We start from the raw sequence: 15,924 nt of genomic DNA on the forward strand, positions 1-15,924 counted from the left end.
GAAATCGACAAAAATTTTCCAATGCCCGACTAAAAAATTCTGGCCGAGCCCGGATTTTACTGCCAGTCTCCTCTCCAAGGACGCGGTGTTGTTCCAACCCATCACAAAACGGTGGGGTAAAGTATGACAATACCGTGGACAACGGGAGATTGGTATCAAGGGCTATTGATTCATTCGAATTCTGTGCCTGAAATACCTTCACCAATTAGAGCTGCAAAGCAGCCGTCTGGGAGCACAAAGAGGGCCTTAGTAGGCTGCTGGAAGAGCTCTTCTGGCATCAACCAACGATAGGGGACAGTACCAACATGAAACTCAAAACGATTCTGGTCGCGGGCGCGGCTTTGGCGGCGACCGCCACGGTAGCCCACGCGGACACGCTGGCGGACGTCAAAGCCCGCGGCGAACTGAATTGCATCGTGACCACCGGTCTCGTCGGCTTCGCTTACACCGACGAAAACGGCCAGTGGCGCGGTTTCGACGCTGATTTCTGCCGTGCGACCGCAGCCGCGATCTTCGGCGACGGCAGCAAGGTGAAATTCGTTCCGACGACCGGTAAGACGCGCTTTACCGCACTCAACGCCGGCGAGGGCGATATCCTCTACCGCAACACCACAGAAACCATGAGCCGCGACGTCGACCTGAAGCTCAGCTTCCTCGGCATCAACTACTATGACGGCCAGGGTTTCATGGTGAAAAAGGACCTGGGCGTGACCAGCGCCAAGGAATTGAACGGCGCTTCCGTCTGCATCCAGACCGGCACCACGACCGAGCTCAACCTGGCCGACTACTTCCGTGCCAACGACATGAGCTATGAGCCGGTTCCGATCGAAACCAACGACGAAGCCCGCGCCAACTACCTGTCCGGCCGTTGCGACGTCTACACGACGGATGCTTCCGGTCTGGCCGCGACCCGCGCCTCTCTGGACGACCCGAAGAACCACATCGTTCTTCCGGAAATCATCTCCAAAGAGCCGCTTGGCCCGGCGGTCCGCCAGGGCGACGAAGCCTGGGGCGACCTGACGCGTTGGGTTCTGCGCGCCGTTATCGCCGCTGAAGAATACGGCGTGACGCAGGAAAACGTCGCCGAACTGTCTGCCGGTCCGACCGGTAAGCCGGACGTCGACCGCCTGCTGGGCACCGAAGGCAACTTTGGCGAAATGATCGGCCTCGGCAACGATTGGGCCGCGAATGCGATTAAAGCCGTCGGCAACTACGGCGAAATCTTCGATCGCAACATTGGCCCGAATACCGAGCTCGGCATCGAGCGCGGTCTGAACGCCCAATGGTATGACGGCGGCCTGATGTATGCCGCCCCGATCCGCTAAGGATCGGCATTGATCGCATGACTTCGGGGGTGGCCCGGCTTTTAGCGGGCCGGGCCACTTTCGATTTCACGGCGACGTTTGAGCTGTCGGTGGGTCAGGTTTTCACGGGACACGGCTTTCACAGGACATGGGGGTCCTTTGACAAGAACCGGTCCGGATATCGGATTCGGCCCCGTTTCCAGCACCACCAGACTTTTCCGACACAACTCAACACACCGCGTTTCGCCTTCGTGCCCGCGTTGTTGACGGACACCTATGGCGGGACCAACGACTAGGTTGGACGATCATGGCTTCCATGGAACAAACTGCGCCACAAATGGACCTTCTTCGCCTATGGCGAGATAAAAATGCGCGCGCGGTCATCATTCAAATTCTTACCATCGCGGGATTGTTCTTTTTCACTTTCTGGATCGTGTCCAACGCGGTTACGAACCTGGAAACGATCGGCAAGGGCTACAGCTTCGACTTCCTGTTCGAACCGGCCGGATACGACATCAACCAATATCTGATCGAATACACGAACCGCAGTTCTCATCTGACGGCAGCGGTCGTGGGTCTTCTCAATACGCTGCTCGTCGCCGTGACCGGGATCATCCTGGCAACGGTGGTCGGCTTCATCCTCGGCGTTCTGCGGCTCAGCAAGAACCTGCTGATGGGCAAGATCGTCTACACCTATATCGAGGTCGTGCGGAACGTGCCGGTCCTGCTGTGGATCCTGCTGGTGCACGGCATGTTGATTTCCTCGCTGCCGAGCCCAAAAGCTTCCGTCAGCGACGGCTGGGATTTCCTCGGCGTTTCCTTCCTGTCGAACCGCGGTTTCTATCTACCGCAACCCAATCCGGAACCCGCCTTCTGGGCGACGGTGATCGCCTTTTTCCTGGGGATCGCCGGTGCCGTCGTGTTTCGACGCCATGCCCGTAAGGTTCAGGACGCGACAGGCAAGATTCTTCCGGTCTTCTGGGTATCGGTCGCGGCGATCCTGGGTCTGCCGATCCTGGTCTTTCTGGTCACGGGCCTGCCGATCGTGTGGAGCTTCCCGGAGCTCAAAGGCTTCAACTTTGTCGGCGGCTTCGCGATCAAGCCGGAATTCATGGCCCTGACTCTGGCGCTGTCGCTCTACACCTCCTCCTTCATTGCGGAGAACGTGCGCGGCGGCATCCTGGCGGTGAGCCACGGCCAGACGGAAGCGGCCCACGCCCTGGGTATTTCCAATAGCCGCACGCTGCAGCTGGTGGTTATTCCGCAGGCACTGCGGGTCATCATCCCGCCGCTGACCAGCCAGTATCTGAACCTGACCAAGAACTCATCGCTCGCCATCGCCGTCGGCTACATGGACATCGTGGCGACGATTGGCGGGATATCGCTGAACCAGACGGGCCGCGAGATGGAATGCATGACAATCGTCCTGCTGGTCTATCTCTGCTTCTCGCTGCTGATTTCGGCGTTCATGAACTGGTATAACAAACGCATCAAGCTGATCGAACGGTAAGGGGGCGGATATGACCGACGTAACCGAACAAAACTATCCGCCCGGCAAGCATCCCAGCCTGCCGCCGCCGCGGAACATGACCGGATGGCATGTTTGGATCTGGAAGAATTTCTTCGGATCGATCACCAATACCGTCCTGACGTTTCTGTCGATCTTTTTGATCTGGCAAATTGTACCAGGCGCTCTGGATTTCCTCGTTTTCGACTCCGTCGTTAACGCCGGGTCCCGCGCGGAATGCCGTGAAATCGCCGACGGCGCGTGCTGGGCGGTGATTGTGGAACGCTTCGAACAGTCCATCTTCGCCTTCTATCCGGAAGAAGAACGCTGGCGGGTCATCCTCGCCTTCATCCTTCTGTTCCCGACGGTCGGCATCCTGTTGTTCGACGGCTTCCCGGCCCGGGCGAAGCTGATGAAATTCACCATCGCCTATCCGTTCATCGCAGGCTGGCTGATCGTCGGCGGTTGGGGGCTGGAGCCGGTTTCCACCGACAAGTTCGGCGGCGTCATGCTGACCCTGATCATTGGGGTCACCGGCATCACGCTGTCCCTACCGATCGGCATCCTGTTGGCGCTCGGCCGGATTTCGAAACTGCCGGCGATGCGGATCGTCTGCGTCGCGTTTATCGAATTCATTCGGGGCGTGCCGCTGATTACCCTGTTGTTCGTCGCATCGACGATGCTGAACTACTTCCTGCCGCCGGGCGTTCAGTTCGACCTGCTGTTGCGGGTGCTGATCATGGTGACGCTGTTCGCCTCCGCTTACATGGCGGAAGTGATCCGCGGCGGTCTTCAGGCCATTCCAAAAGGCCAGTACGAAGCCGCCGACGCCATGGGCCTGAAATACTGGCAATCCATGCGGCTGATCATCCTGCCGCAGGCGCTCAAAATCTCCATTCCGGGGATCGTGAACACCTTCATCGGCCTCTACAAGGATACGACGCTGGTCATCATTATCGGCCTGCTCGACGTTCTGGGGATTATGAAGACCGCGCTCGCCGATCCGAAATGGAACGGATTGCCTGAGGAGGTTTACATCTACACGGCCATCTTCTTCTTCGTCTCCTGCTTCGCGATGTCTCGGTATTCGCTGTATCTGGAGAAGAAGCTGCACACCGGCCACAAGCGCTAAGTCGAAGGGGGACGAACAATGTCTGAAGCTGCAATCGATACCAGCGGCATGAAGGTCACCGACGAGGTCGTGATCGAAATCCAGCATATGCACAAATGGTACGGTGAGTTCCATGTGCTGAAAAACGTGAACCTGACGGTCAACCGGGGCGAACGGATCGTTATCTGCGGTCCGTCCGGTTCCGGTAAGTCGACCATGATCCGGTGCATCAACCGCCTGGAAGAACACCAGCAGGGTCACATCCTGGTCGATGGAATCGAATTGACCAACGACCTGAAGAACATCGATGCGATCCGCCGTGAAGTCGGCATGGTGTTCCAGCACTTCAACCTGTTCCCGCATCTGACCGTGTTGGAAAACTGCACCCTGGCACCGATTTGGGTTCGTCAGACCCCGAAGAAAGATGCCGAAGAACAGGCCATGCATTTCCTGAGCAAGGTCAAGATTCCGGATCAAGCCCACAAATATCCGGGCCAACTGTCCGGCGGGCAGCAGCAGCGCGTGGCGATTGCCCGTTCGCTGTGCATGAATCCGCGCATCATGCTGTTCGATGAGCCGACCTCGGCCCTTGACCCGGAAATGATCTCGGAAGTGCTCGACACCATGATCGAACTGGCCCAGGAAGGCATGACCATGCTGTGCGTCACCCACGAAATGGGTTTCGCCCGGAAGGTCGCCAACCGCGTCATCTTCATGGATGGTGGTGAAATCATTGAACAGAACGAGCCGGAAGAATTCTTCACCAATCCGCAAAGCGAGCGGACGAAGCTCTTCCTCAGCCAGATTCTGAACCACTAAGACCCACAGTTCGGGGGAGGTTTCCGTCCAGCGCCCTTGCGCGGACGGACGCCACAGCGACGGGCGCCGTTTTCACGCGAAAATGGCGCCCGTTTCTTTTCGGCGGTTTGACGCCCGACGCAATGCGGGCCAAACTGCACGGGCAATACGGTTCGCCTTGGACGTGGCGAATGCCAGCGCCGCCACAGCGAGAATTCGGTCATGTCTCGAAGCCGCACAGCCGCCGCCACACTTACCCCGTGGGACAGGCGTGCCGTTCTGGGATTGGCTTTGGGGGCGGCGTCTTTCGCCCTTCCCGCCCCGACGCTTGCGCAGGAAGTACACCAGGAAGCCCTGACCTTCATCCGGATCGGCACCGGCCCCAGTGCGGAAACGCTCTATGGCCTCGGCACAGCGATTTCCGCCGGAATCAGCCGACCGCCGGGCGGCAGCCCCTGCGACGAGGGCGGCATTTGCGGTGTCCCCGGCCTGATCGCCGTGGCGCAGTCCCGCGGCGGGTCCTTGCAGAATATCCGGGACATGCGCGACGGCCTGCTGGAATCCGCCCTGGTTCACGCCGATATGGCCTATTGGGCCTATACCGGCAGCGGCCCGTTTTCGGAAGATTTGGGCGTGCCGGATTTACGCGTTATCGCGAACCTGATTCCCGTTTCCCTGCATATCGTCGTGCGGGCGGATTCCGGCATCGATTCAATTCGCGGCCTACGGGACAAGATCGTATCCCTCGGCGGTCCCGGTTCCGGGACGACCCGTTTCGCCAATATGCTGTTGCGACTGCACGGGCTGACGCGGGCCGATATCCATCCATTGAGCCTGCCGTCCGGGGTTGCCGCCGACTTGCTGGTCCAGGGGGAAATCGATGCCCTGTTCGAAATGGGCGCCCCGCCGATCGACGCGATATCTGAGCTACGGGACGAAGTCGATATCCGGCTGCTGCCGATCGAACCCAACGCCCTGCAAACGCTATTGGGTTTCTTCCCGTTTCTACGAACGGCGCCGTTCAATCCCGCCCTGTACCATATCCAGGAAGAACCGTTCAAAACCGTGAAGCTGGGTGTGCAATGGGTGGTGCGATCGACAATGGACGCCGCCCTTGTCGAAGCCATCACCAAGGCCCTGTGGCGCAGCGATACCGCGGACGTGTTCAACCTGAACAATCCGGGACACACCTTCCCGACGGTTGATGAGGGAATGGAAAAAGGCCTGATCCCCTTTCATCCGGGGGCCCAGGCCTATTACGACAGTCTGCTGCCGTCCGGATAACGGCGCATCGGGCCGGATAAGCCCGACACGCCCTTTTTCCGACATCTTTTAGTGGGACATCACGACCGGCAGCGTCATGTCCTTCAGGATCGTATTGGTCGCCCCGCCCAGGATCGATTCCCGCAAGCGTGAATGGCCGTAGGCCCCCATCACGATCAAATCGGCGCCCACATCCGCCGATTCATTCAGGATGGCCGACCCGACATCAAGACCGGATGCCGGCATGCGGCGCAGCTCGGCATCCAATCCATGGGCCGACAAGAAGCGCGCAGCGCCCGCGCCGGTCACTTCGGTCTGACGTCCGGTCGTATCGACGGACAGGACTGTTACCTTCGACGCCGCATTCAACAGCGGCAGCGCATCGGACATCGCCCGGGCCGCTTCCCGCGTATCGTTCCAGCACAGCAGCGCATGACCGCCGATCGGCTTGCGATTGCCGATATACGGCACGATCAGGATCGGACGTCCGGATTCCAAAACCAAGTTGTCCGGCAATTCCTCGACTTCCAGCGCTTCCTTGTCCGGTTCCGCCTGACCGACGACGATCAAATCGCATCCGCGACCGATCTTGGACAGCATGCGGGATACGTCGCCGCGCGTTTCGATGAACTCGCTGCGGTCGGACCAGCCGTTGGAGTCCATGACTTTATCGAACGCCTTGTGCGCGGTTTCGATGACCTTGTGCTGTTCGGCGATCAGGACGTCGATGACGTCCGCCGGAATTTGCGCCGCGGCATAGGTTGGGATGCGCGGTTCCGCCTCAACGGCGCAGCCGATCAGATGCGCGTCCTGCGCCTGCGCCAGGGTCAGCGCCATGGTCAGGGCGCGTTCGCCGCGCGGCGTGGCATCGTAATGCACGAGAATCCGTTTCAAAGACATAGCGTTCTATCCCCGAAGTTGTTGTTGGTTCCTAGCGCATAATGCGCCGCACCGCATGCGGTTGCATTGACATCGATCAACAAGCCGACTGATCCGCAGCGTGTCGCGTTGCCGTTGGCTGCACCGTATCAGTAAAGACCCAGGAACTTCCACCATAACAGCTCAAGCGGGAAAATTAACACAACCGTTGCGACAGCCACACTGATCACCAGTTTCGTCGCATCCGCCAACCGCGCCCCCGACAGGCCCAGCGCGATGATGATCGGCGGGGCCTGATAGGGCAGGATCGCCGTCGAATAGGACAGCACGATACTGGCCAGAACGGTATCGAGCGGCAGACCGGACACATCGGCCAAAGGTCCCGACAAGGGAACCATCACGGCGGGCAATCCTGGGATCGTCGCGGCCAGCGCGATCACGCTGCTGCCGAAAGTCATGGACAGAAGGTTCGTGACCGATGCCCCCGGCGTCAACGGCAATAGGTCCGCCAGGAAATGGCCCAGACCGACGCCGATACCGCTATAGGCGATCAGTGCGCCCAACCCCAGAACACCGCCCAGATAGAGAACCGGCGCGACATCGATTTTCTTGAACACGTCCTGTTGCGGCAGGACGCCGATCCCCGGCAGAACAGACAGGATCGCTGCCGCCATCCCGATCCAGGCCGGGGAAACGCCATGCAGGAAATCCGTGGACCATCCGATCAGTGCCGCGACCAGGATGACGGCAAGACGTTTCTCCGCCGCGCTCATCGGCTTTGCCTCATCCTCCGCAGTGACGGGGATCACCTCATCCCGAAACAATGCCCAACTCGCAGCACAGATCAGCAACGCCTTCGTCAATCCCAGGAAAGGGAAATGCAGGATCAACCATTCGCCATAGAGCGGCGCGTAGCCGTGAATTTTTTCCATTGCCCCCGTCAAAACCATGTTCGGCACTGTCGCCGGTAGGATGCCGGTCGCAGGGCTGAAACTGGCGAAGCCGACGGTCAGGGCAAGCCCGCTGCGCCCGATGCTGCCTTCCTTCAGGCCGAAACGGTCCGCGATGGCCAGGACGATCGGCATCAACAACACGACGCGCCCCATGCTGGACGGCATGACGAAGGCAATCAGGGTGGTGGCCGTAACGGTACCGACGACCAATCCGGCATAATTTGCCGGGAATATCCGCGCGAGCCCCCGCGCAAACCGCGCACCGAGCCCCGTTGCGTTGATCGCGAGTCCGATGACGAGGCCGGATAGGACCAGCCAGAACGCGTTGCTTTCGAACCCCGCAAAGACGACCCCTGCCGGAGCGATGGAAAAGACCATGGCGATGGTGAAGAACGCCAAGGCGGTGACATATTCCTTCACCGCGCCGGTCGCGTAGAGGGCGATCGCCGCCAGGACAAGCCCGGATGATCGGGCCAGCGCATCCCCAAGCACGAGAGGATCCCCCAAGGCGATCCATAGCCCCAACAGGATACCCGCCGCCGCGATCCACCCGGCAGGCGATTTAAATATCGGCATACATCCCCACCCTCTACCGGGTCAGGCGGTTAGCCGCACATCCCCGGTTTTCAAGAACCATTCATATGTCGCCGCCAACCCGTCCCGCAATCCGACCTTCGGCGCCCAGCCGAGACCGCGCAGGCGGGACGAATCCGCAAGTTTCCGGGGCGTGCCGTCCGGTTTGGACGTATCGAAAACCAAATCCCCTTCGAACCCGACCACATCGCAAATCGTCCGCGTCAGATCGGCGATGGTGATCTCCTCCCCGGTTCCGACATTAACCATAGAATGCGGAATATCGTTTTCCAGACAGAAGCGCGCCGACGCGGCCATATCGTCGACAAATAGGAATTCCCGCAACGGCGTGCCGGATCCCCAGACGATCATCGAGGGCGCTCCGGCGAGTTTCGCTTCATGCGCCTTACGCATCAATGCCGGAATGACGTGGCTTTTATCCAGATCGAAATTGTCGCCCGGCCCGTACAGATTGGTCGCCATCAGCGTGACAGACTTCATGCCGTATTGCTTGGCATAGGCCTCGCACATCTTCAGCCCTGCGATTTTGGCGATGGCATAGGCTTCGTTCGTCGGTTCCAACGGTCCGGTCAGCAGATGTTCTTCCTTGATCGGCTGCGGTGCCATTTTCGGATAGATGCAGGTGGAGCCGAGATAAATCAGCTTTTCCACGCCGGTCAGTCGGCAATTTTCGATGACGTTCATCTGGATCGCCATATTGTCGCGGATGAAATCGCCGGGATAGTCGTTATTCGCGACAATCCCGCCGACCTTCGCCGCCGCGCAGACGACATATCGTGGACGCTCCGCCGCGAAGAAGGCATTCACCGCGCCTTGGTCGCGCAGGTCCAGTTCCGACGACCTGCGCAAAATAAGGTTTCGGTACCCTGCGGCTTCCAATGCCCGGACGACGGCGGAACCGACAAGGCCCCGGTGGCCGGCGACGAAAATCGGATCGTTCTGCGCCGGGCCGGACATGTCAGTCGCCGGCCCGGGTCGAAATGGCGTGACCTGCATCGATCAGGGTTTTTTCCCTCGCCGCCATGTCCATGTCGTGATCGACCATCATGCGGACCAATTCATTGAAATCGACCTTCGGTTCCCAGCCGAGTTTTTCTTTAGCCTTGCTGGGATCGCCCAAAAGATAATCGACCTCCGTCGGGCGCAGATAGCGCGGGTCGAATTCGACATGCTTCTTATAGTCGATCCCGGCATGCCCGAAAGCCGCTTCCAGAAAGTCCCGAACGGAATAGGCCTTGCCCGTGGCAACGACGTAATCGTCCGCTTCGTCCTGCTGCAACATGCGCCACATCGCCTCGACATAGTCCCCGGCGAAGCCCCAGTCGCGCTTGGCGTCCAGATTGCCCAGGAACAATTTGTCCTGCAGCCCCAGCTTGATGCGCCCGACGGCGCGCGTGATCTTGCGCGTGACGAAGGTTTCGCCCCGGCGCGGACTTTCATGGTTGAACAGGATGCCATTCGCGACGAATAGGTTATAGGCCTCGCGATAGTTCTTGCAGAACCAAAACCCCGCGACTTTGCCAACGGCATAGGGGCTGCGCGGATAGAATTCGGTCCCTTCGTTCTGCGGCGGATTGGCCGCGCCGAACATTTCCGAACTGCCCGCCTGATACAGTTTTGTCATCCGCCCGGTATTCTGGGTGTAGTCCCGGATCGCTTCCAACAGGCGCAACGTGCCGGTACCGACGACATCCGCCGTATATTCGGGCTGGTCGAAGCTGACCCGCACATGGCTCTGCGCACCCAAATTATAAATCTCGTCGGGTTGCACATGTTCCAGAATACGGCGCAAACCCGTCCCGTCCGCCAGATCGCCGTAATGCAGCTTCAACCGCAAATGGCTTTCATGCGGATCCTGGTAGATGTGGTCGATCCGTTCCGTGTTGAAAGTCGATGCCCGGCGCACGATGCCGTGCACTTCATAGCCTTTCGACAGCAGAAGTTCCGCCAAATAGGATCCGTCCTGACCGGTGATGCCGGTAATCAGCGCCTTTCTCATGCGCACCCTTTCCATTGATACGGCGTCTTGCTACGCGCGTCATACTCGACGGTCAAGGCTGTAGCCGGTTGCAAGCGACGGTCGCGGGCGCCATTCTGACGGCATGACATCTTCAGGCACCCCCATCGACTATCATGCGCATGTCTACTTCGACGCGGACACTGTCGACGCCGCCCGCGCGCTGTGCGAGTCCGCCCGCGACCGGTTCGGTCTGCGGATGGGCCGCGTCCACGAAAAGGAAGTCGGCCCGCATCCGATGTGGAGTTGCCAGTTGACCGTGCCGACCGAACGCTTCGGCGACGTCATTCCCTGGCTGAACGCAAATCGGGACGGCCTTGTCGTCTTCGTGCATCCGAATACCGGCGACGATCTTCGAGATCACAGCGACCTGACCATGTGGTTGGGGCGCAGTGTTCCGCTGAAACTGGACATGTTTCTGAAATAGAAACGGCCCAAAAGAAACGGGACGCCCCTTTCGGCGACGTCCCGTTCCCAACCCGATCATACACTCGTAAATTAGGCGACGGCCTTCAGCGTATCGCCGATGATCCCGACCAGATCGTCGATATGCTTCTTTTCCGCCATCAGCGGCGGGGAAATCGCGATGATATCGCCGGTCACCCGGATCATCGCCCCCATTTCATAGGCCTTCACCATCGCGTCATAGCCGCGTTCGCCCGGCGCGCCAGGACGCGCGGACATTTCGACGGCCGCAACCATCCCCATATTCCGGATGTCGACGACATTCGGATGATCCTTCAACGAATGGATGGCGTCGGCCAGATAGGGTTCCAGCGCCAGCGCGTTTTCGAACAGGCCTTCCTCGCGATAGGTATCCAGCGTCGCGATCCCGGCGGCCGCCGCAACCGGATGCCCGGAATAGGTATAGCCGTGGAACAGTTCGATCGGCGCGTCGGCCTTGTCCATCATCGTGTCGTAGATTTCCTTGCGGACCGCAACGGCGCCCATCGGGATGACCGCATTGGTCAAGCCCTTGGCCGTCGTGATGATATCCGGCAGGACGCCGAACCGTTCCGCCGCCGTGGCATAGCCCAGACGCCCGAACCCGGTGATGACCTCGTCGAAGATCAACAGGATACCGTGCTTATCGCAGATTTCGCGCAGACGCTTCAGATAGCCCTTCGGCGGCATCAGAACGCCCGTCGACCCGGCCATCGGTTCCACCATGACGGCGGCGATGGTCGATGCGTCATGCAACGTCACCAGACGTTCCAGGTCATCGGCAAAATGCGCGCCGTATTCCGGTTCGCCCTTCGTGAAGGCATTGTGTTCCATGTCATGCGTGTGGCGGATGTGGTCCACGCCGGTCAGCAGCGTGCCGAAATACATCCGGTTCTTGACGATCCCGCCGACGGAAATGCCACCGAAGCCGACCCCATGATAGCCGCGTTCCCGGCCGATCAGGCGGGTCCGCGTGCCCTGCCCCCGCGCGCGTTGATAGGCCAGCGCGATCTTCAACGCCGTGTCGCCGGATTCGGACCCGGAATTGGTGAAGAAGATATGGTCCAGGTCGCCGGGGAACAAATCGCGCAGGCGGCTGGCCAGTTCGAAGGCCTTGTTGTGACCGAATTGGAAGGTCGGCGCGAAGTCCAGTTCCTTCACCTGCTTCTGCACGGCTTCCACGATTTTCGGCCGGGCATGCCCTGCATTCACGCACCACAGGCCCGCGGTCCCATCCAGGATGTCGCGATTGTCGTGGCTTTTGTAATACATACCTTCCGCCGACACGAGGATCCGCGGGTCCTTCTTGAACCGGCGGTTGGCCGTGAACGGCATCCAGAAGGCGCTGAGGTCGTTTTGCGTGATTCCATCGGGCATGGTGGTCTCCCCTGCGGCTGAGCCCTCAAAATGACGGGCGGGATTTTGTGATCACAAATGGGATACTCCCTTTCCCGACATCGACACAAGTAAAATCCGGACAAGAATTCACGACCATACCGGCCCAACTTGCGAAGTGGCGACTCCGGCGTTAAAAGCCTGTCTTCCCGGACGGGGAACCCCTATTCAATCGTCAGGAAGGACCGCCGCATGATCCCGCGTTACAGCCGCAAGGAAATGGCCGATATCTGGGAACCCGCGAACCGGTTCCACATCTGGTTCCTGATCGAGGCCCATGCCTGCGACGCGTTGGCCGATCTGGGCGTTATCCCGAAAGAGGCCGCGAAGGCCGTCTGGGCCGGCGGCGACAAGCCCTATACCGACGAACGCATCGCCAAGATCGATGAGATCGAGCGGGTCACCAAACACGACGTGATCGCCTTCCTGACGGAACTGGCGGAGCATATCGGTCCCGACTCCCGTTTCGTACACCAGGGCATGACGTCCAGCGATGTGCTGGACACTTGCCTTGCCGTGCAGATGACACAGGCGGCGGATATCCTGCTGGCCGATCTGGACCGCGTTCTGGCAGCCTTGAAGAAGCGCGCCATCGAGACCAAGGAAGCCATCTGCATCGGACGGTCTCACGGTATCCATGCGGAACCGACGACCTTCGGCGTGAAGCTTGCCGGACATTATGCCGCCTTCAAACGCAACCGCGACCGGCTGCTCGCCGCCCGCGCGGATATCGCGACCTGCGCCATTTCCGGCGCCGTCGGCACCTTTGCCAATATCGATCCGCGCGTTGAAGAACATGTCGCCGCGAAACTGGGCCTGACGCCGGAACCGATGTCGACCCAGGTCATTCCGCGCGACCGTCATGCGGCCTTTTTCGCGACCCTGGCCGTTATCGCCGGGTCCATCGAAAATCTGGCCATCGAAATCCGCCATCTGCAGCGCACCGAATTGCGCGAGGCGGAAGAATATTTCTCGCCGGGCCAAAAAGGCTCCAGCGCCATGCCGCATAAGCGCAACCCGGTGCTGACCGAAAACATGACGGGCCTTGCCCGCATGATCCGGGCCTATGCCCTGCCCGCCCTGGAAAACGTCGCGCTGTGGCACGAACGGGATATTTCCCATTCTTCCGTCGAACGCATGATCGGCCCGGATGCGACCGTGACCCTGGATTTCGCGCTGAACCGTCTGGCAGGCGTCGTGGAAAATCTGGTCGTCTACCCGGAAAACATGCTGGCGAATCTGAACAGCCTTGGCGGTCTGCACAATTCGCAACGGGTCCTGCTGCAACTGACCCAGGCGGGGATGAGCCGCGAAGACGCCTATAAAGCCGTACAGCGCAATGCGATGGAAAGCTGGAAAACCGGTAAGAGCTTCCAGAATCTGCTAAAAGCGGATGAAGAGGTGGCGCGTCATTTGCAGGACGATGCTATCGACGCATTGTTCGACTTGGGCTACCACGTAAAGCATGTGGACACGATCCTGGACCGGGTTTTCGCGGAAGACGCTTAATTCCCTGCCGAAGGCGGGCGCGGTCGCGCTCGCCCTTTTGGCCGTTCCGGCCTGGGTGACGCCTGTCTTGGCCCAGGAAGCGGAACAGGATAACGCACCGAATACTGGGCAAGATACCGGGCAGGAACCGGGTCCCGCCTCAGACATTTCCAAACCGACTTTCGATCCAGGCGACGGATTCCGGTCCAGCGCGGTCGATCCCGTTACCCTGGCGGTTTTGTCCGACGCGTTGCTGCGCCTGCAATTCCTCGCCGTCGCGGCCCTGGAATCCGACGAGGATGTCGGCCTGGCGCAAAGCGGCGTCGTCCGTGCCTATCTCGCCCGGCGTCAAGCCATCAAGGCGGTCGAGAATGCCAGCCGAATCGCCGATACGATCTGGCGGTCACGCTCGTTTCTTTGGATAGCCGACTATGTCGCAGCCGTCGAAAAGGACCCGGCCAAGGCGCGCGACTGGGTCCTACGCGCGATATCCGAATATCAGACCTTGAACGCCCCGCGGGACGACGGCGAAACCATCAACATGGCGGCACTGCGCCTCGCCCGCTTCGGATTCATCGAGGACGCCAAGGTAACGGCGGGCAGCATTCCCGGCCTGCTCGCCCGAATTTCGGCCCTTCAGCAGATTTCGACAATTGCCCTGAAAGGCAGACCGACCCAGGCGGAAATCACCGAAGCCATCGCCGTTTTGGCGGAAACCTTCCAGCAGGCGAAAAACCTGGACTTCACCGACCTGACCAATATCGACCTTCTGATAGATATCGGGGTCGCGCGGCGGCTGGCGGGCGACACGCCCGGCGCGGTCGAAACCTTCGCCTATGCCAGGGAACTGATCCTGTCGTCCGACGCGGACCGGCGTTTCGACGCCTTGATCAAACTGGCCGCCAAGATGGTGGAAACCGGCGATCAACGCGGTGGCATGGCGATCGTCAGGTTGGTCCCGGAAGGCGCGCATCGGGCCCGCGCCATTGCCGCCGTTTCCGCCGCCCTGGGAGAGCGCGATCTGGATGCCGCCGTACCGCTATTCCGTCTGTCCATGGAGGAAACGGACCGGATCGAGGATCAGCAAGAGCGGTTCGACGCCCTAACCTATCTGGTTTCCCGACAGGCGGCGGTCGGACGGTTGGCCGACGCTTTCGAAAGCGCCTACAAGATCACGGAAGACATCCCCCGTGCCGAGGCGCTGTTGGGCATGGGGCGCGTTCTGATCGATCAGGGGAAGCTTAAGGAAGCCCTCGTCCTGAAGGATTACATACCCTATGTCGGGATGCGGGCGCAGGTCATGGCGCCGGCTGCCGAGGGGCGCGGTATCGAAGGCGACCCAGTCGGCGCCAGCGCGCTGCTATCGGAAGCATTGGACCCGACGGGCTATCCCTATCAGGCGGCTTTCGTTCCGACCGCTCTGGACAAAGTATTGAGCGCCCAAGTGCGCGTCGGCCTGGAATCGGCGGATCAGGCGATCTTCGGCCGCGCGCGCGAATTGGCGGAAATCATTCCCGGCGACACGGCGCAGGTGAAGGCCCTGGTGCAGGTCGCCATCGCGGAAGCCCGACGCGGCCGTATCCCCGATGCGCAAAAGACCATCAGCAACGCCTATCGCACGACGTTCGAACATCGCGGCGATCCGGGCTTTGACGAAGCGTTGATGTCGATCTCCCTCGCGCAATTGGCGGCGGGCGATCTGCTGGGCGCCTATGACACCGCGGCGCGGATTCCCGAACCGCCCAACACATCGAACCTGAAACGCACGGCGGACGGCGGTTACGACGTTCCGCGCTACCAAGCGCTGATTCGCGTGGCGGCGGCGGCGGGTCGGCTGGGCGACCCCAATTTCGGTCAGGAAGTCACCGACAAGATCGGATTGGACCCGGCCAAGGCCATCGGCCTCGCCGCCGTGGCAATCGCCATGTCGAATCGCAGTTCCGACCTGATCGACGTGATTAACGACATCCGCGACGGTGTCCTGTTGGAACCGAATTTCGAAACCCTGGCGCCCAAACAGGAAGAAGCCGAACCGGAAAAAGTACCGGACGAAATGCCGAAGGCGGTCGAAGAATTGGGCGACGCGCCGGAACTGACACCCCTGCCGCCCAGCTAACGCCAAAACAAAAGCCCCCGCCGAGGCAGGGGCTTTCGAAACGCTATCGCCGATG

The 15,924-nt window shown here is 60.3% G+C and carries 13 protein-coding genes; 8 read left to right on the plus strand and 5 right to left on the minus strand.

The window, feature by feature from the left end; all coding sequences use genetic code 11:
• Positions 1 to 305 precede the first annotated feature (305 nt).
• The 5 genes from HH303_RS07905 to HH303_RS07925 all read left to right on the plus strand — a co-directional run bounded on the left by HH303_RS07905 (position 306) and on the right by HH303_RS07925 (position 6,004).
• A complete protein-coding gene (locus HH303_RS07905; RefSeq protein WP_169624688.1) occupies positions 306 to 1,325 on the plus strand; it encodes an amino acid ABC transporter substrate-binding protein in 1,020 nt (339 codons plus the stop codon).
• 316 nt (positions 1,326 to 1,641) lie between these two features.
• Positions 1,642 to 2,814 carry an amino acid ABC transporter permease gene (locus HH303_RS07910; protein ID WP_227421620.1) on the plus strand — a complete coding sequence of 391 codons (1,173 nt, stop codon included), beginning with the start codon at positions 1,642 to 1,644 and terminating at the stop codon, positions 2,812 to 2,814.
• A 10-nt stretch (positions 2,815 to 2,824) separates the two neighbouring features.
• A complete protein-coding gene (locus HH303_RS07915) occupies positions 2,825 to 3,943 on the plus strand; it encodes an amino acid ABC transporter permease (RefSeq protein ID WP_169624690.1) in 1,119 nt (372 codons plus the stop codon).
• A gap of 48 nt (positions 3,944 to 3,991) precedes the next feature.
• Positions 3,992 to 4,741, plus strand: coding sequence for an amino acid ABC transporter ATP-binding protein (locus HH303_RS07920; RefSeq protein WP_227421674.1), 750 nt, complete (start codon positions 3,992 to 3,994; stop codon positions 4,739 to 4,741).
• Between the two features lie 201 nt (positions 4,742 to 4,942).
• Entirely contained in the window at positions 4,943 to 6,004 is a 1,062-nt protein-coding gene (locus tag HH303_RS07925) for a TAXI family TRAP transporter solute-binding subunit (protein ID WP_169624692.1), read from the plus strand.
• A 48-nt stretch (positions 6,005 to 6,052) separates the two neighbouring features.
• Here HH303_RS07925 and HH303_RS07930 read toward each other — a convergent pair whose 3' ends face one another.
• The 4 genes from HH303_RS07930 to gmd form a co-directional block, all read right to left on the minus strand.
• On the minus strand, positions 6,053 to 6,883 hold the full coding sequence (locus HH303_RS07930) for a universal stress protein (protein ID WP_169624693.1): 831 nt from the start codon (positions 6,881 to 6,883) through the stop codon (positions 6,053 to 6,055).
• A 128-nt stretch (positions 6,884 to 7,011) separates the two neighbouring features.
• Positions 7,012 to 8,391 carry an SLC13 family permease gene (locus HH303_RS07935; RefSeq protein ID WP_169624694.1) on the minus strand — a complete coding sequence of 460 codons (1,380 nt, stop codon included), beginning with the start codon at positions 8,389 to 8,391 and terminating at the stop codon, positions 7,012 to 7,014.
• Positions 8,392 to 8,412: 21 nt separating this feature from the next.
• The gene (locus tag HH303_RS07940) at positions 8,413 to 9,366 is read right to left on the minus strand and encodes a GDP-L-fucose synthase family protein (protein ID WP_169624695.1); all 954 of its coding nucleotides are present in this window, start codon (positions 9,364 to 9,366) and stop codon (positions 8,413 to 8,415) included.
• A 1-nt stretch (position 9,367) separates the two neighbouring features.
• The gene (gene gmd, locus HH303_RS07945) at positions 9,368 to 10,408 is read right to left on the minus strand and encodes a GDP-mannose 4,6-dehydratase (RefSeq protein WP_169624696.1); all 1,041 of its coding nucleotides are present in this window, start codon (positions 10,406 to 10,408) and stop codon (positions 9,368 to 9,370) included.
• Positions 10,409 to 10,511: 103 nt separating this feature from the next.
• On the opposite strand from gmd, the gene HH303_RS07950 reads away from it, so the two are divergent.
• The gene (locus tag HH303_RS07950; RefSeq protein ID WP_169624697.1) at positions 10,512 to 10,853 is read left to right on the plus strand and encodes a DOPA 4,5-dioxygenase family protein; all 342 of its coding nucleotides are present in this window, start codon (positions 10,512 to 10,514) and stop codon (positions 10,851 to 10,853) included.
• 71 nt (positions 10,854 to 10,924) lie between these two features.
• Here HH303_RS07950 and HH303_RS07955 read toward each other — a convergent pair whose 3' ends face one another.
• A complete protein-coding gene (locus HH303_RS07955; protein ID WP_169624698.1) occupies positions 10,925 to 12,247 on the minus strand; it encodes an aspartate aminotransferase family protein in 1,323 nt (440 codons plus the stop codon).
• A 210-nt stretch (positions 12,248 to 12,457) separates the two neighbouring features.
• Between HH303_RS07955 and purB the strand changes: the two genes are divergently transcribed.
• Positions 12,458 to 13,774, plus strand: coding sequence for an adenylosuccinate lyase (gene purB / locus HH303_RS07960; protein ID WP_169624699.1), 1,317 nt, complete (start codon positions 12,458 to 12,460; stop codon positions 13,772 to 13,774).
• A complete protein-coding gene (locus HH303_RS07965; protein WP_169624700.1) occupies positions 13,731 to 15,869 on the plus strand; it encodes a hypothetical protein in 2,139 nt (712 codons plus the stop codon). The genes purB and HH303_RS07965 overlap by 44 nt, the downstream gene beginning before the upstream one ends.
• Positions 15,870 to 15,924: the final 55 nt, after the last annotated feature.

This window comes from Pacificispira spongiicola, assembly GCF_012926505.1.
GTDB classification, from domain to species: domain Bacteria; phylum Pseudomonadota; class Alphaproteobacteria; order UBA8366; family Aestuariispiraceae; genus Pacificispira; species Pacificispira spongiicola.

What these genes read in the sequence shown, in the direction of transcription:
- HH303_RS07905 (WP_169624688.1), top strand. Translation starts at nt 306, where the DNA reads ATGAAACTCAAAACGATTCTGGTCGCGGGCGCGGCTTTGGCGGCGACC.
- HH303_RS07910 (WP_227421620.1), top strand. Translation starts at nt 1,642, where the DNA reads ATGGACCTTCTTCGCCTATGGCGAGATAAAAATGCGCGCGCGGTCATC.
- HH303_RS07915 (WP_169624690.1), top strand. Translation starts at nt 2,825, where the DNA reads ATGACCGACGTAACCGAACAAAACTATCCGCCCGGCAAGCATCCCAGC.
- HH303_RS07920 (WP_227421674.1), top strand. Translation starts at nt 3,992, where the DNA reads ATGAAGGTCACCGACGAGGTCGTGATCGAAATCCAGCATATGCACAAA.
- HH303_RS07925 (WP_169624692.1), top strand. Translation starts at nt 4,943, where the DNA reads ATGTCTCGAAGCCGCACAGCCGCCGCCACACTTACCCCGTGGGACAGG.
- HH303_RS07930 (WP_169624693.1), bottom strand. Translation starts at nt 6,883, where the DNA reads ATGTCTTTGAAACGGATTCTCGTGCATTACGATGCCACGCCGCGCGGC.
- HH303_RS07935 (WP_169624694.1), bottom strand. Translation starts at nt 8,391, where the DNA reads ATGCCGATATTTAAATCGCCTGCCGGGTGGATCGCGGCGGCGGGTATC.
- HH303_RS07940 (WP_169624695.1), bottom strand. Translation starts at nt 9,366, where the DNA reads ATGTCCGGCCCGGCGCAGAACGATCCGATTTTCGTCGCCGGCCACCGG.
- gmd (WP_169624696.1), bottom strand. Translation starts at nt 10,408, where the DNA reads ATGAGAAAGGCGCTGATTACCGGCATCACCGGTCAGGACGGATCCTAT.
- HH303_RS07950 (WP_169624697.1), top strand. Translation starts at nt 10,512, where the DNA reads ATGACATCTTCAGGCACCCCCATCGACTATCATGCGCATGTCTACTTC.
- HH303_RS07955 (WP_169624698.1), bottom strand. Translation starts at nt 12,247, where the DNA reads ATGCCCGATGGAATCACGCAAAACGACCTCAGCGCCTTCTGGATGCCG.
- purB (WP_169624699.1), top strand. Translation starts at nt 12,458, where the DNA reads ATGATCCCGCGTTACAGCCGCAAGGAAATGGCCGATATCTGGGAACCC.
- HH303_RS07965 (WP_169624700.1), top strand. Translation starts at nt 13,731, where the DNA reads ATGTGGACACGATCCTGGACCGGGTTTTCGCGGAAGACGCTTAATTCC.